Origin of the sequence: Rahnella aceris, from assembly GCF_011684115.1 — a bacterium.
Taxonomy (GTDB): Bacteria; Pseudomonadota; Gammaproteobacteria; order Enterobacterales; family Enterobacteriaceae; genus Rahnella; species Rahnella aceris.
In genome coordinates this window covers 218,956-233,213 of the sequence record NZ_JAADJV010000001.1, presented here as the reverse complement: position 1 = coordinate 233,213, position 14,258 = coordinate 218,956, and the positions used below count along the sequence as shown (strand labels likewise).

At 52.9% G+C, this 14,258-nt stretch carries 16 protein-coding genes; 5 read left to right on the top strand and 11 right to left on the bottom strand.

Annotated features, from left to right (window positions below; all coding sequences use genetic code 11):
• Window positions 1-36 precede the first annotated feature (36 nt).
• The 10 genes from GW591_RS01130 to GW591_RS01085 form a co-directional block, all read right to left on the bottom strand.
• Window positions 37-1,386, bottom strand: coding sequence for a HAMP domain-containing sensor histidine kinase (locus tag GW591_RS01130; RefSeq protein ID WP_013574430.1), 1,350 nt, complete (start codon window positions 1,384-1,386; stop codon window positions 37-39).
• Window positions 1,367-2,050 (bottom strand): response regulator transcription factor, encoded by a 684-nt coding sequence (locus GW591_RS01125; RefSeq protein WP_013574429.1) that lies wholly within the window; start codon window positions 2,048-2,050, stop codon window positions 1,367-1,369. Before GW591_RS01125 ends, GW591_RS01130 begins: the two co-directional genes overlap by 20 nt.
• A 102-nt stretch (window positions 2,051-2,152) precedes the next feature.
• Window positions 2,153-3,037, bottom strand: a complete 885-nt coding sequence (cysM, locus tag GW591_RS01120) for a cysteine synthase CysM (RefSeq protein ID WP_013574428.1) — start codon at window positions 3,035-3,037, stop codon at window positions 2,153-2,155.
• A 115-nt stretch (window positions 3,038-3,152) separates the two neighbouring features.
• A complete protein-coding gene (gene cysA / locus GW591_RS01115; protein ID WP_013574427.1) occupies window positions 3,153-4,247 on the bottom strand; it encodes a sulfate/thiosulfate ABC transporter ATP-binding protein CysA in 1,095 nt (364 codons plus the stop codon).
• Window positions 4,237-5,112 carry a sulfate/thiosulfate ABC transporter permease CysW gene (gene cysW, locus GW591_RS01110; protein ID WP_013574426.1) on the bottom strand — a complete coding sequence of 292 codons (876 nt, stop codon included), beginning with the start codon at window positions 5,110-5,112 and terminating at the stop codon, window positions 4,237-4,239. Before cysW ends, cysA begins: the two co-directional genes overlap by 11 nt.
• Window positions 5,112-5,942 (bottom strand): sulfate/thiosulfate ABC transporter permease CysT, encoded by an 831-nt coding sequence (gene cysT / locus GW591_RS01105; RefSeq protein WP_013574425.1) that lies wholly within the window; start codon window positions 5,940-5,942, stop codon window positions 5,112-5,114. Before cysT ends, cysW begins: the two co-directional genes overlap by 1 nt.
• On the bottom strand, window positions 5,942-6,964 hold the full coding sequence (gene cysP, locus GW591_RS01100; protein WP_112151264.1) for a thiosulfate ABC transporter substrate-binding protein CysP: 1,023 nt from the start codon (window positions 6,962-6,964) through the stop codon (window positions 5,942-5,944). Before cysP ends, cysT begins: the two co-directional genes overlap by 1 nt.
• 212 nt (window positions 6,965-7,176) lie before the next feature.
• Window positions 7,177-8,076 (bottom strand): Dyp-type peroxidase, encoded by a 900-nt coding sequence (locus GW591_RS01095; protein ID WP_037036357.1) that lies wholly within the window; start codon window positions 8,074-8,076, stop codon window positions 7,177-7,179.
• 104 nt (window positions 8,077-8,180) lie between these two features.
• Window positions 8,181-8,810 carry an RpoE-regulated lipoprotein gene (locus GW591_RS01090; RefSeq protein ID WP_183065307.1) on the bottom strand — a complete coding sequence of 210 codons (630 nt, stop codon included), beginning with the start codon at window positions 8,808-8,810 and terminating at the stop codon, window positions 8,181-8,183.
• A 150-nt stretch (window positions 8,811-8,960) separates the two neighbouring features.
• Complete coding sequence (locus GW591_RS01085) at window positions 8,961-9,404, bottom strand: DUF2919 domain-containing protein (protein WP_013574421.1); 444 nt, start codon at window positions 9,402-9,404, stop codon at window positions 8,961-8,963.
• Window positions 9,405-9,621: 217 nt separating this feature from the next.
• Between GW591_RS01085 and GW591_RS01080 the strand changes: the two genes are divergently transcribed.
• The gene (locus tag GW591_RS01080) at window positions 9,622-10,020 is read left to right on the top strand and encodes a YgiW/YdeI family stress tolerance OB fold protein (RefSeq protein ID WP_041673194.1); all 399 of its coding nucleotides are present in this window, start codon (window positions 9,622-9,624) and stop codon (window positions 10,018-10,020) included.
• Window positions 10,021-10,083: 63 nt separating this feature from the next.
• Here the strand turns inward: GW591_RS01080 and GW591_RS01075 are convergent, their stop codons facing one another.
• Window positions 10,084-10,509: a GNAT family acetyltransferase gene (locus tag GW591_RS01075; RefSeq protein WP_013574419.1), complete on the bottom strand. Its 426-nt coding sequence runs from the start codon at window positions 10,507-10,509 to the stop codon at window positions 10,084-10,086.
• 276 nt (window positions 10,510-10,785) lie between these two features.
• Between GW591_RS01075 and amiA the strand changes: the two genes are divergently transcribed.
• The 4 genes from amiA (at window position 10,786) to uriH (ending at window position 14,204) form a co-directional block, all read left to right on the top strand.
• On the top strand, window positions 10,786-11,670 hold the full coding sequence (amiA, locus tag GW591_RS01070; protein ID WP_037036359.1) for an N-acetylmuramoyl-L-alanine amidase AmiA: 885 nt from the start codon (window positions 10,786-10,788) through the stop codon (window positions 11,668-11,670).
• 99 nt (window positions 11,671-11,769) lie between these two features.
• Window positions 11,770-12,753, top strand: a complete 984-nt coding sequence (hemF, locus tag GW591_RS01065) for an oxygen-dependent coproporphyrinogen oxidase (RefSeq protein WP_015689490.1) — start codon at window positions 11,770-11,772, stop codon at window positions 12,751-12,753.
• Window positions 12,753-13,202 (top strand): YaiI/YqxD family protein, encoded by a 450-nt coding sequence (locus tag GW591_RS01060; protein WP_013574416.1) that lies wholly within the window; start codon window positions 12,753-12,755, stop codon window positions 13,200-13,202. Before hemF ends, GW591_RS01060 begins: the two co-directional genes overlap by 1 nt.
• Window positions 13,203-13,256: 54 nt before the next feature.
• Window positions 13,257-14,204 carry a uridine-preferring nucleoside hydrolase UriH gene (gene uriH / locus GW591_RS01055; protein ID WP_013574415.1) on the top strand — a complete coding sequence of 316 codons (948 nt, stop codon included), beginning with the start codon at window positions 13,257-13,259 and terminating at the stop codon, window positions 14,202-14,204.
• The last annotated feature ends 54 nt before the right edge of the window (window positions 14,205-14,258 follow it).

Sequence of the window (14,258 nt, the reverse complement as noted above, 5' to 3'; positions counted from 1 at the left end):
AAAAACGGCGCCTAATCAGCGCCGTTTTTTATTGCCTCACATTTGCCAGTGCGGGACTTGAAGGCTGATGATCAGGCCATGAGGCTGCGCGTTACGGGCATCTACTTTCCCCTCATGCGCCAACATCACTTTGCGGGTGATCGCAAGCCCCAGGCCGTAGCCTTTGCCTGACAGCGGCGATTTCACGCGCACGAACGGGTCAAAGATACTCGACAGCTTATCTTCTTCCACGCCCGGCCCCTGATCGGCCACTTCAATTTGCAAATACTGTTCAACCTGAGCCAGTGAAACACTGATAGTTTGGCCGCGGGCCGAAAAACGCAGGGCATTACGCACCACATTATCCACCGCACGACGCATCAGCTCAGCATTACCCTTCACGGTGTAATCCATATTATCCGGAGACCCGGGGTACATCGCGATTTCGACCCCCGGCAACTGCGCTTCATAGCGGGCATCATTAACGACCGCCTCCACCAATCCGTAGAGATCGAAATACTCTTCATCAGGGATTTCACTGCTTTCAGTACGTGACAACGCCAGCAGTTCACCAATCATTTTATCCAGCCTGCCCGCTTCGTGTTCTATGCGACTCAGGGAACTTTCGACATTCGACGGATTCTGCCGCGCCAGACCGATTGCCAGTTGCAAACGTGCCAGCGGAGAACGCAGTTCATGCGAGACATCATGCAACAGCTCTTCGCGCGCTTTGACCAGCACCTGCAGGCGTTCAGCCATAGAGTCAAAATCACGCGCCACTTCAGACAGCTCATCGTGCCGCTTACCCATACTGGTAAACAGGCGGACTGATAAATCCCCCTGCGCCACCCGTCCGAAGGCTTTACGCATTTGCAACATTGGCCGCGTCAGGTTCCATGCCAGTACGGCGCTGAACAGTAAACCGCCCAGTCCACCCAGCCATAACAGTGGCGGCGGCATATTCAGCCAGTCCCTGTGACGTCTCGGGCGATATTCATGCATCAGCCCGTCAACATCATATTTCAGCCGGTAACCCTGCCCGTCCGGTCCCTGCACAAACTGCACGACTTCATGCGGAATTTTACCGGGTTCCAGATCCTTAATCGTATTGCCTTTAGCAGGCAGCAACGACGGCGACACTGAGAAGAATTGTCGGTCATCTTGCGGCCAGTCGGCCATCATGGCGTTAAGAGCAGGCAGACCGCCGTAATGCAGCGTGGAAACAGCCGAGGTAATTTGCAGTTTCACAAACCGGCGGGCAATTCCGCTTTCCGGCGGTTCATGTGGATTGTAGAAAGCAAAAACCACCCAGAGGCCCTGAGTGATCGCCACGAAAGTAAACCAGAATCCCAGCAGTATTTTCCAGAACAGTCTGCCGCGCAGTCGTTTAGCGGATTCGATAGCCAATGCTGCGCACCGTTTCAATAGTCAGAATATCGCCACCTTCCAGTGACCCCAGTTTCTGACGGATGTTACTGATATGCACATCAATACTGCGGTCATAAGCTTCGCGCGGACGCCCGAGACCTTTTTCCGACAACTCATCTTTCGATACCACGCGTTCAGGAGAACGTAACAGTAACTCCAGAAGGTTGAACTCAGAAGCCGTCAGATCGAATGGCACGCCGCGCCATTCACTGCTGCGGGTCGCCGGATTGAGCGTCAGATCGCCATAGTTGACCGAGGAGTTATCAGAGTGTGATTCCTGCTGCTCTTCCACACGACGCAGCACAGCACGCAGACGCGCCACCAGTTCGCGCGGATAGCACGGCTTTGGCATGTAATCATCTGCGCCCATTTCCAGACCGATGACACGATCAATGTTGTCACCCTTCGCGGTCAGCATGATGATCGGCAGACGGCTGTTTTTACGCACCTGACGCAATACATCAATACCGCTCATGTCCGGCAGCATAATGTCGAGGATCATTGCGGTATATTCGCCAGACATCGCACCTTCCACACCCGCTTTACCGGTCAGCACCAGAGAAGCATCAAAGCCTTCTGCGATCAGGTATTCGCTGAGCATGGTGCCTAATTCAAGATCGTCATCGACTAATAAAATTTTCATTCTTCATTTCCGCCTGGCTAAAATTTTGGTCATTTTTACCACTAAGCCAGCCATTAGCAGCCGCTTTTACTCTAATTTTACATTCAACAGATGAATATAGGATCAAACATTAAACACACCTGTGGATAAATAACGGTCACCACGATCACAAATAATCGCCACAATCACGCTACCCGGATGATTTCTGGCGACGCGTAAAGCGCCCGCTACCGCCCCCCCGGAACTCACGCCACAGAAGATACCTTCCCTACGCGCCAGCGCCCGCATGGTGTCTTCTGCTTCGCCCTGCCCCATATCCATCACTTCATCGACCAGTTCAGGATTGAAAATGCCCGGCAGATATTCTTCCGGCCAGCGGCGGATACCTGGAATGCTGCTGCCTTCTGACGGTTGCAGCCCGACAATTTTCACGCCAGCATGCTGGCTGCGCAGATAACGACTGACACCGGTTATCGTGCCGGTAGTGCCCATGCTGGAGACAAAATGGGTGATGCGCCCGTGTGTCTGTTGCCAGATTTCAGGGCCTGTCGTCGTAAAATGTGCGAGCGGATTGTCAGGATTGTTAAACTGATCCAGCACTTTCCCCAGTCCCTGTTTTTCCATTTCCAGAGCGAGATCACGTGCGCCTTCCATTCCCTGCGCGCGGCTGACCAGCAACAGTTCAGCACCATACGCCCGCATTGATGCCTGACGCTCAAGGCTCATATTTTCGGGCATCAGCAATTTAAGCCTGTAGCCTTTCAGCGCCGCAATCATCGCCAGCGCAATGCCGGTATTGCCGCTTGTGGCTTCAATCAGCGTATCCCCCGGATGAATTTCGCCCCGTTTTTCCGCCTGCTCAATCATAAACAGCGCGGCGCGATCTTTAACAGAACCGGCGGGGTTATTGCCTTCCAGCTTGACCCAAATCTCGCTGTCCAGCCCCTGCGTCAGACGCTGTAATCTCACCAGAGGGGTATTGCCGATGTAATGTTCGAGCGTACTCACGGGCTTGCCTTATATTAAAAAGGTATATTGACTGATAAAAAACACATAAACAGGTATCAGGCGATAAAAAGGGCGGCCCGATGACCGCCCTGAGAAAAATGCTGATTAAAAAATATCAGGCACTCTTCGCTAACGCAACGGGTTGTAACGGCTGGTCGCCAGCATACAGGCGGCCATTCAGCCCGCCGACATAGAAACGATCGCCGCGCTGAGGTGCGCTATTACCGTGGATTTCGGAAAGCACCACCGAAAGCGGTTCGTCGTGCCAGCCCTCGGCCTGCACGATAAGCTGCCAGAAATGGCCACGCGGGCTGACTTCCAGCACCTTCACCGGCAACGGACAGCGTGCTGTACTGTGCGGCGTAATTTCCATTTCCCAGGGACGCAGGAATAAATCGACCACACCCTGATGCAGGGGCGGGTTATCCAGCGGCCAGTGATATGCACCGACGTACAGCTGAGATCCCCGGATTTCGCCATGAATTTTATTAACTTCACCCATGAATTCCAGCACGAAACGAGTTGCCGGTTCACGCCAGATTTCCTGCGGGGCGCCGACCTGTTCGATATTACCCTGGCTCATGACCACCACGCGGTCAGCGACTTCCATCGCTTCTTCCTGATCGTGAGTCACGAACACGCTGGTGAATTTCAGTTCTTCATGCAACTGACGCAGCCAGCGGCGCAGCTCTTTACGCACCTGTGCGTCCAGCGCGCCAAAAGGTTCATCCAGCAGCAGAATTTGCGGTTCAACCGCCAGCGCACGGGCCAGCGCCACACGCTGTTTCTGACCGCCGGAAAGCTGTGCCGGATAACGGTTTGCCAGATGGCCAAGTTGCACCATCTCCAGCAATTTAGTGACTTTCTGTTTGATGGCTTCAGCATTCGGACGCTCACGGCGCGGCAGCACCGTCAGGCCAAACGCGATGTTGTCGAACACCGTCATATGGCGGAACAGCGCATAATGCTGGAAAACGAAACCGACCTGGCGATCACGGGCATGCAGGCGCGTCACGTCTTTACCGTGAAAACTCAGGTGTCCGGCGCTTTGATTTTCCAGTCCGGCGATAATACGCAGCAACGTGGTTTTACCTGAGCCGGAAGGCCCGAGCAACGCCACCATCTCTCCGGAAGCAATATCGAGCGAGATATCATTGAGCACCTTAGTGCGGCCAAAATATTTGTTGATACCGTTAATTTCAATGCTCATGACTTTCCTCCCGCTCAAGACGGTCGTTGTGGCGCTTCAGACGCCATTGCAGGCCGCTTTTCAGAAACAGTGTGACAATTGCCATCAGGGTTAACAGCGCAGCGGCAGTAAACGCGCCTGCGGTGTTGTAGTCCTGATGCAGTAATTCGACTTGTAATGGCAGCGTGTAGGTTTCTCCGCGGATAGAACCGGACACCACCGATACCGCCCCGAATTCCCCAATCGCGCGGGCGTTGGTCAGCACCACGCCATACAGTAATGCCCAGCGGATATTCGGCAGGGTCACGCGGCGGAACATCTGCCAGCCGGACGCACCCAGTAACACCGCGGCTTCATCTTCATGACTGCCCTGACTCAACATCACCGGCACCAGCTCACGGATGACAAACGGACAGGTGACGAATACTGTCACCATCACCATGCCCGGCCAGGCGAACATAAACTGAATATTGTGCGCATCCAGCCAGCCGCCAATCGGGCCGTTGGTGCCGTAAAACAGCAAATACAGTAAACCGGCAACCACTGGTGAAACCGCAAACGGGATGTCGATCAGCGTCAGTAATAACTGACGTCCCGGGAAATTAAAGCGCGCGACCAGCCAGGCCAGCAACGTGCCGAAAATCAGGTTCACCGGCACGGTGATCAGCGCCATCAGGACGGTCAGCCAGATAGAATGCAACATGTCGGAGTCCGACAGGTTCTTCCACACCGCTGCAATGCCGTCGGAAAACGCCAGCACAAAAATGCTGATCATCGGGATCACCAGCAGCAGAATACAAATCAGCACCCCCGTGCCGATCAACGACCATTTCACCCAGTCAATACGCTGACGTCTTTCGCCCGCAAAAGCCGGAATATCAGACATTACTGGCCTCCCAGACGACGGCCATAACGGCTCTGTAAGGTGTTAATCGCAAACAGCAACAGCAGCGATGCGGCGAGGATCACCGAAGCAATAGCGCTGGCTGCCGGGTAATCAAACTCCTGTAAGCGGATAAAAATCATCAGCGAGGTCACTTCGGTTTTCCAGGCAATGTTACCGGCGATGAAAATCACTGCGCCGAATTCGCCCAGGCTGCGGGTGAAGGACAACGCCGTACCCGCCAGCAAGGAAGGCATCACTTCCGGCAACACCACGCGACGAAAACTCTGCCAGCGCGAAGCGCCCAGCGTTTCAGCCGCTTCTTCATATTCCGGGCCTAATTCTTCCAGCACCGGCTGCACGGTACGCACCACAAACGGGATGCTGGTAAATGCCATCGCCACCGCAATACCAAGCCAGGTGTACGCCACTTTGATATCAAAATGCGCCAGCCACTGACCGTAAAAACCGGTGGTAGAAAACAATCCTGCCAGCGTTAAACCGGCGACTGCCGTCGGCAGGGCAAACGGCAAATCCATCAGACCATCGATCAGACTTTTACCCGGGAATTCATAACGGGTCAGGATCCACGCCATCAGCATGCCGAAGAAACAGTTAAAAATACTCGCCACGCCCGCCGCCAGCAGCGTTACTTTATAGGCCGCCACCACCTGACCGTTGGTGATCACATCCCAATATTGCGCCAGTGTCATTTGTGACAACTGCATCACCAGTGCACTCAGCGGCAGCAACAGCACCAGGCACACGAACAACAAACTGCTGCCGAGGCTCAGGGTGAATCCGGGTAATACGCGTTTGCTCGACAACAACATTACTTGTGACCTTGCTCTAACAGTTTATCCAGCTCACCGCCGGTACTGAAATGGGTTTCCATCACTTGTGGCCAGCCACCGAACTGCTCTTCAACTTTGAACAGTTGGGTCTCCGGGAACTGCTCTTTCGCCGCCGCCATCGCCGTTTTGTCATACACGCGGTAGTTAAAACTGGTGATGATTTTCTGCGCCTGCGGGCTCCACAAATAATTCAGATAATCTTTTGCGGCTTTCTCTGTGCCATTTTTCTCAACGTTTTTGTCCACCCAGGCGACCGGGAACTCCGCCAGAATATCCACCTTCGGAACAATCACTTCATATTTATCATCACCGTACTGCTTACGGATGTTGTTCACTTCCGATTCAAAGCTGATCAACACATCGCCCAGTCCACGTTCGACAAATGTGGTGGTTGCGCCACGACCGCCGGTATCAAATACCTGCACGTTTTTCAGGAAACTCGCCATCTTTTCGCGGGTCTGCGTCTGGTTTTTATTGTCTTCCAGATTGAATGCGCCCCAGGCACCGAGATAGGTATAACGACCATTACCGGAGGTTTTTGGATTCGGGAACACCAGACTCACGCCCGGACGTGCTAAATCGTCCCAGCTGTGAATGTTTTTTGGATTGCCCTTACGTACCAGGAAGGCCATGGTGGAATAGAATGGCGAACTGTTATTAGGCAGACGGCTTTGCCAGTTGGCCGGGATCAGGTTGCCGCGGTCATGCAAAATCTGCACATCGGTCACCTGATTATACGTCACCACATCTGCTTTCAGGCCCTGCAAAATCGCCAGCGCTTGCTTGGAGGAACCGGCATGCGACTGTTTAATATCGAGTTTATCGCCATTATTTTGATCAGCCCACTGTTTCTGGAATGGCGGATTCAGCGCGGCAAAAAGTTCACGGGACACATCATAAGAGCTGTTGAGCAATTCGGTTGCCGAAGCCGCCCCGCTGGCCAGCAACAATGCCGCCACAGAACTTTTCAGCACATTGCCGGTAAATCCGAGTGTTTTCATGCTTAGCCTTAGGTGAGTGAACCGATATGCGACGCTGATATATGTCGCTCAATATCACACAGTGTATTTATAACTGAGGGTCAGGCTGTAACGGTTTTATATACCATTTGGTGATTTTCAAGCATGAAAAGCTATAAGGCATTAACAAGCGATGGGGGAATAACAAAAAGGGAAGAAGCAGGCGCGTCCGCGACGGAACGCGCCGGAAGAACTTAAAGCGCTAACAGTCGGGTCAGTGAAGGGGCGAAATAATAACTGCCGGTCACCGGACGGGTGAAGCGCAGCATGGCATCGCGTTTGCCATCAAGATCGCCAAACATGCTCAGCAGCTGTTTCTCAATGTTCCACAAACGGGCGCAATAGCTAATGAAATACAAACCGTGCTCACCGCTGGCCGTACCGTAAGGCAGGCTCTGGCGCAGAATTTTCAGGCCTTTGCCGTCTTCTTTCAGGTCAACACGACTGACGTGGGAAGTGTCCGGGCGAGTTTCTGAATCCAGCTCTTCGTCGGTTTCTTTTGTACGCCCGATAACATCTTCCTGCTGCTGCACGGAGAAGCGTTCCCATTGCACCAGATTATGTTTCCAGCGCTGAACCATCACGTAACTGCCGCCTGCATCAACACTGCCTTCAGGAATAATCGCCACCTGAGCGCGGGCTTCTGCTTTCGGGTTTTCAGTTCCGTCGATAAAACCGCTGAGGTCACGTTCTTCCAGCGCACGGAACCCGTGGGTTTCTTCTTCGACAGTGATTGAACTGCCGAAGGCTTTCAATGCCGCCTGTGCCAGCGCGAAGTTCACGTCATGACGCAGGGACTGAATGTGCAACAACATATCGCGCTGCGTCGCCGGTGCCAGACCTTTACCCAGCGGCTCGAAAGACTTCAGCTCAGCGGCACCCTGATTTCCGGATAAATCACGCCATACATCGTTGCCAAAGGCCACGACCGCACCAAGATGTTCAGTGGGAAATTTTTTCTGCATGTCTTCCAGTACGGCCAAAAATGCACGGCAGCCGTGCCGGAGCGCATCCAGGTCACCCTGAGCTTTCGCTTCAATGTAAATCGCGAAACGGCAATGTTCGGGTAAAATGCCGCTCTGAACCTGAGTCATTTTCTCATCCTCGTTAATTTGACCGGCGATATCATACCGGATGTCAATAAAAATGCCTTGCGCGAAGGCAAGGCATTGAGGGCTTTTTAAGCGGAGAAACCCGTTTATTGCGCGGCAGCGGCCTGCGCAGGATTAGCACGCCAGATAATTTTGCTGACCTTCCAGTCTTTCAGGGCATCATCCGAAGGCATCAGCGAATCCGGGCCATGCCAGATACCGCTGAACACATACGTCACGTGAGCACTTTGCGGCGCTTTACACTCGACGTTTTCAGCATCGTCCCCTTCGCCCTTCACGCACACATCGAAAGCCTTGCTGTAGAGATCGCTGAAGGGCGTACCGATTTTAACGCCCCATTCACTTTCAACTTTCGTATCAACAACATCGACGCGCTGGACGTTACCTTTCGGCTCACCGCTGATCGACATCTTCACGTCTTTACCGTCCATCGCCTGGAAGAAGCTCAGCATTTTGCCGTTGCTCATCGACATACCGCTGCGCAGGGTATAGTCGCCGTCCAGCGCATCTTTAATGGCCGTTTCTGTCAGCGGGGTGCTGGCCGTAATATCACCCACCCCTTTGTCGCTGACCGTCAGGCTGCTGCCAAACCAGTTAAGCGGATTCATGGCCGACCAGGACACGCCCGGCCATGACATAGATGACATCGACGAACAGCCGGTCAGGATCAGCGGCAGCACCAGTAACATCGGGCGAACCCGCAGGCGAACAGTCATTCGGTACACTCCTATACTCCCCGTTCCCGTTGGCCGGTGCGGCCTGACGGATAAACCGGCAGTGAAATTATTATTTATTTACGCATTATTGTTCAGCGCCAGTTCGAGTACTTTTCTGGTAAAAAAGTTCAGCCTCGAATGGAATATGCATCAGGCCAGACGCCGCGCGGCATCAAAACAAGCGCGCAGACGGCGGCTCAGTAACCAGTAAGCCAGCGCGGCGGCATCCAGCAAGGCCAGCACGATATCCACGCCGGAAATCGTATCTGTGCTTTGCCACAGCCCCAGCCCCTGCAATGCGAAAGTGATAAACATCCCTGCCAGGAGTAACCAGTAACCGGCCTGCCAGATACGCGGCCACAGATGGCGACGGCCGCTAAGCAGAAAAACCAGCGCGGGCGGCAACCCGAGCAGCATGCCAGACCAGAAACTTTGCTGATCAGGATAAAACAACGCCAGCAGATCACTCCCCTGCTGGCGCGATGCGCCGGCCATCACAAACAATAACCAGGTCCTCGCCTGCAAAATCAAAATAGTCCAGAACCACAGCGGCAATCGCAACATACCGTGGTCGTTATAATCATCCGGGTTCATAAAAAGGACAACATTCCTGCAAATAAGGTGAAAGTTAACCATCACTCAAGGACATACCCAAAATAATTCATAATCTGCAATGTAAAGTATGCCGGGTATGCGCTTAAGAAACTGTTAAGAACTGTCTGTTTTAATGGTCTCCAGCACGGCAAGACATGCGAAACGATGTCATAGTTGCCGGTACCCGGAAACGTTAAATTAAGGACGACCTATTATGATGAAGAAGATCACTCTGGCAACCCTGATTGCACTTTGTTCAGCGACTGCATTTGCCCAACAGACCGGTGGCTTTAACGGCCCGTCAGCGCAGGAGTCGCAGACCCAGCCAGCAGCACAGGGCGGTTTCACTGGCACCACGGCGCTGAGTACAGTAAAAGATGCGCAAACCATGAAAGATGATCAGTGGGTTATGCTGGAAGGGTTTATCGATCAGCGTATCGACCACGATAAATACATTTTCCGCGACAATACCGGCACACTCAATGTCGAAATTGACGGCAAACGCTGGCAGGGACAGAACGTGTCGCCGAAGGACAAAATCCGCATTGAAGGTAAAGTCGATAAAGACTGGAACTCTGTGGAAGTGGATGTCAAAAGCGTAAAATTGATTAAGTAAATCAGAAAACTAAAAGCCCCGGCAAAGTCATACTTGCCGGGGCTTTTTATTGAGGAAACAGCTTCAGTACTCTTGATCTTCGATCAAACGTTTGCCAAGCAAAAGAGTATCCGAAATTTCATAACCCAGTTTTTCATACATACTGACCACTGCATCGTTTTCAGCACGCACCATTAAATTCATCTTCGGGCAGCCGCGGGCGATTAACTTCTTCTCCAGACGGTTAACCAGCGCATTGGCAATGCCACGCCCGCGATAATCCGGATGCACACCCAGATAATTCGCCGAACCACGATGACCGTCATACCCCCCCATCAGCGTGCCTACCACTTCACCACCGACTTCCGCCACCAGGAAAAACTCCGGGCTGTGGTTAATTTTACGTTCAATATCCAGCTCAGGATCATTCCACGGGCGCAATAAATCGCAGCGCTCCCATAAGGTCAGTACTTCTTCAAAATCTTCTTGACGGTATACGCGAATTTCCATCACTGTTCGCCGCTGTTGATAGGGGTTTATATGATTATCGCGTGATCTGTTTGATACGCAACATCAAAATCACAAATTGAGGACTTTACAAACCATTTTGAACGATAAAATCTTCACATAAAACAACGTGACACCTTTCCTGCAACGGATATTTATTCGGTCATGACATCATTCACGACACAATATTCATAAAAAGTAATAGTTCTCAGATCGAAACTATAAAAAAGATACTCTATAACATAGAGCATTCTGCACTTTTCTGACGGTAACGGACTGATGTTAAACCCTCTGAACAAATTTCTGCATTTCCAGCCTTTGCCTGCCACCGCCACACGTCGCCAGCTATTGTTGTCCGGGCTGGGATTAGCGATTGCCGCATTCGGTTCGCGCTCTGCCAGCGCTGCGCAGCAGGAACACATCACCAAATCAGCCCCGGCCCCTAAACCGCCAGGCGCAAAAAAACTGGTGATGATTGACCCCGGCCATGGCGGCATCGATTCCGGTGCGGTCGGTCATGAAGGCTCGGAAGAAAAACACGTCGTGCTGGAAATCGCCAACTATGTGCGGGAATTCCTCGGCGAACAAAGTCATATTGAAGTTAAACTGACCCGTGACTCTGATCACTTTATTCCGCTTTATCAGCGCGTTGAACTGGCGCATCAGCATCAGGCCGATTTGTTTGTCTCGATTCATGCCGATGGTTACACCAGCCCCACCGCTTCCGGCGCGTCTGTTTTCGCCCTCTCTAATCGCGGTGCCAGCAGCACAATGGCGCGGTATATGTCAAAAAAAGAAAACGATGCCGATCTGGTCGCGGGCGCGAAATATGCCAAAGAAGACAACAATTATCTGCAACAGGTTTTGTTCGATCTGGTGCAAACCGACACCATCAAAAACAGTCTGACATTAGGGCATCACGTGCTCGACAGGATCCGCCCGATCCACCATCTGCACAGCCAGCAGACCGAACAGGCGGCGTTTGCTGTTCTGAAATCTCCGTCGATCCCGTCGATTCTGGTGGAAACTTCGTTTATCACCAATCACCAGGAAGAACAGTTGCTCAGCACCACAGCGTTCCGTCGCGAGATCGCACAGGCGATTTCTCAGGGTATTGTGAATTTCTTCAGTTACTTCGATGCCAATGAACGCAAGCCACGGTAAAGTTCTTCCGCCACCAAAAGCAGACGCATCTGGGCGACCCGGATGATTTTGGGTATATAATCACTTCCTCTTTCTGATTCAGCGCCTGCAAAGCGCTGAATGTCTTTTCAGTCAACGTCTGCGAGTTTGCCCGTGAGCCAATCCATTCCCGACATCCAGCAAGTTAAAACTTTCCTGCTTAAGCTCCAGGATCATATTTGCCAGCAACTGGCCGCCGCTGATGGCAACGGCCAGTTCTCTGAAGATCAATGGGTACGGGAAGAAGGTGGCGGCGGCCAGAGCCGGGTGCTGACCCATGGCGCAGTGTTTGAACAGGCGGGGGTAAACTTCTCGCATGTTGCCGGTGCCACCCTGCCTGCCTCAGCAACCGCGCATCGCCCCGAACTGGCTGGTCGCAGTTTTCAGGCGATGGGCGTTTCACTGGTTATTCATCCGCTGAATCCTTATGTGCCAACCAGCCACGCCAACGTACGCTTTTTCATTGCGGAAAAGCCCGGCGAAGCACCGGTCTGGTGGTTTGGCGGTGGCTTTGACCTCACGCCTTATTACGGTTTTGAAGAAGATGCCCGCCACTGGCACCTGACAGCACAACAACTTTGCCAGCCGTTTGGCGATGATGTGTACCCGAAATACAAAAAGTGGTGCGACGATTACTTCTTTATCAAACACCGCAACGAAGCACGCGGTATCGGCGGCTTATTCTTTGATGACCTGAATTCGCCGGATTTCGACACCAGCTTCAGCTTTATGCAGGCCGTGGGCAACGGCTTTACCGACGCTTATCTGCCCATAGTGGAAAAACGTAAAGCCCTGCCGTGGGGCGAACGCGAGCGCCAGTTCCAGCTTTACCGCCGTGGCCGCTACGTCGAATTCAATCTGGTGTGGGATCGCGGAACACTGTTTGGTCTGCAAACCGGTGGCCGTACAGAATCCATTTTAATGTCGATGCCGCCGCTGGTGCGCTGGGAATACGGCTATCAACCTGAAGAAGGCAGCCCGGAGGCCGCGCTTTACAGCGATTTCCTGCCAGTTCGCGACTGGCTGGCTGAAAAGGGCTTATCTGAAAACGGAGCGCCAAACTGATGCAAATCTGGGTTGATGCAGACGCCTGTCCGAACGTCATTAAAGAAGTGCTGTTCCGCGCCGCGGAACGCACCGGCATGATGGTGACACTGGTTGCCAACCAGATCATCCGCACACCGCCGTCAAAATTCCTGCGCACCTTACGCGTAGAAGCGGGTTTCGACGTTGCGGATAACGAAATTGTGAAACGCACCGAACCCGGCGATCTGGTGATCACCGCCGATATTCCGCTGGCAGCGGAAGTGATTGAAAAAGGTGGTGTTGCGCTCAACCCACGCGGCGAGCGTTACACGACTGAAACCATTAAAGAACGTCTGAATATGCGTGATTTCATGGACACCATGCGCGCCAGCGGCGTACAGACCGGCGGACCACCCGCGCTTAATCAGCGCGACCGCCAGCAATTTGCCAATGAACTGGATAAGTGGCTGCAACACGCTAAAAAATAATCCGATCTGGCTGACGAAACCGACGTACCACTACATTAATTAAAGGAATAAAAAATGGTCAAAAAGATCATCCTTGATTGCGATCCGGGGCACGACGACGCTATCGCGATGTTACTGGCTCACGGTAACCCGGAAATTGAGTTGCTGGCCGTTACTACGGTCGTCGGCAATCAAACGCTGGAGAAAGTCACCCGCAATGCCCTTGCCGTGGCGCGTGTTATTAATCTGACCGGCGTGCCGTTTGCGGCGGGCGCAACCCGTCCGCTGGTGCGTCAGATTGAAGTGGCTGACGAAATCCACGGCGAATCAGGTCTTGACGGGCCGGTGCTGCCGGAAGCCGTCATTACGCTGGAGCCGGTTCACGCTATCGATTTGATCATTGATTTGATCATGTCTCATCCACCGAAAACTATCACGCTGGTACCCACTGGCGGGCTGACCAACATAGCCATGGCGGTGCGCAAAGAACCGCGCATTGCTGAACGCGTGAAGGAAGTCGTGCTGATGGGCGGCGGTTATCACGTGGGTAACTGGAGTGCGGTCGCAGAATTCAATATCAAGATTGACCCTGAAGCCGCGCATATCGTGTTCAACGAAAAATGGCCGCTGACCATGGTCGGACTGGATTTAACCCATCAGGCGCTGGCGACACCAGAAGTCGCCGCGCGCATTGCCGCTGTGGGTACTCAGCCCGCTAAATTTGTCGGTGAGTTGCTGGAGTTCTTTGGTCTGAGCTACAAAGACCGTCAGGGCTTTGATTCTCCACCGGTTCATGATCCTTGTGCTGTGGCTTACGTGATTGATCCGAACGTAATGACCGTGCAAAAAGTGCCGGTGGATATCGAACTGACCGGCACTTTAACGCTGGGCATGACAGTAGCCGATTTCCGCGTCCCAGCTCCGCCGGATTGCCATACACAAGTGGCAGTTAAACTTGATCATCAGCGTTTCTGGGATCTGATCGTCGATGCGCTGGAGCGTATCGGCGAAGTAAAATACTGAGCCAGCGATTGAGAAAAACGGGCCTCGCTATGAGGCCCGTTTTCTTCACTATAA

Excerpts from the sequence above, each read along its gene's own strand:
- GW591_RS01125 (WP_013574429.1), bottom strand. The coding sequence starts at position 2,050 with ATGAAAATTTTATTAGTCGATGACGATCTTGAATTAGGCACCATGCTC.
- cysA (WP_013574427.1), bottom strand. The coding sequence starts at position 4,247 with ATGAGCATTGAAATTAACGGTATCAACAAATATTTTGGCCGCACTAAG.
- cysW (WP_013574426.1), bottom strand. The coding sequence starts at position 5,112 with ATGTCTGATATTCCGGCTTTTGCGGGCGAAAGACGTCAGCGTATTGAC.
- cysT (WP_013574425.1), bottom strand. The coding sequence starts at position 5,942 with ATGTTGTTGTCGAGCAAACGCGTATTACCCGGATTCACCCTGAGCCTC.
- cysP (WP_112151264.1), bottom strand. The coding sequence starts at position 6,964 with ATGAAAACACTCGGATTTACCGGCAATGTGCTGAAAAGTTCTGTGGCG.
- GW591_RS01095 (WP_037036357.1), bottom strand. The coding sequence starts at position 8,076 with ATGACTCAGGTTCAGAGCGGCATTTTACCCGAACATTGCCGTTTCGCG.
- GW591_RS01090 (WP_183065307.1), bottom strand. The coding sequence starts at position 8,810 with ATGACTGTTCGCCTGCGGGTTCGCCCGATGTTACTGGTGCTGCCGCTG.
- GW591_RS01085 (WP_013574421.1), bottom strand. The coding sequence starts at position 9,404 with ATGAACCCGGATGATTATAACGACCACGGTATGTTGCGATTGCCGCTG.
- GW591_RS01080 (WP_041673194.1), top strand. The coding sequence starts at position 9,622 with ATGAAGAAGATCACTCTGGCAACCCTGATTGCACTTTGTTCAGCGACT.
- GW591_RS01075 (WP_013574419.1), bottom strand. The coding sequence starts at position 10,509 with ATGGAAATTCGCGTATACCGTCAAGAAGATTTTGAAGAAGTACTGACC.
- amiA (WP_037036359.1), top strand. The coding sequence starts at position 10,786 with ATGTTAAACCCTCTGAACAAATTTCTGCATTTCCAGCCTTTGCCTGCC.
- hemF (WP_015689490.1), top strand. The coding sequence starts at position 11,770 with ATGTCTTTTCAGTCAACGTCTGCGAGTTTGCCCGTGAGCCAATCCATT.
- GW591_RS01060 (WP_013574416.1), top strand. The coding sequence starts at position 12,753 with ATGCAAATCTGGGTTGATGCAGACGCCTGTCCGAACGTCATTAAAGAA.
- uriH (WP_013574415.1), top strand. The coding sequence starts at position 13,257 with ATGGTCAAAAAGATCATCCTTGATTGCGATCCGGGGCACGACGACGCT.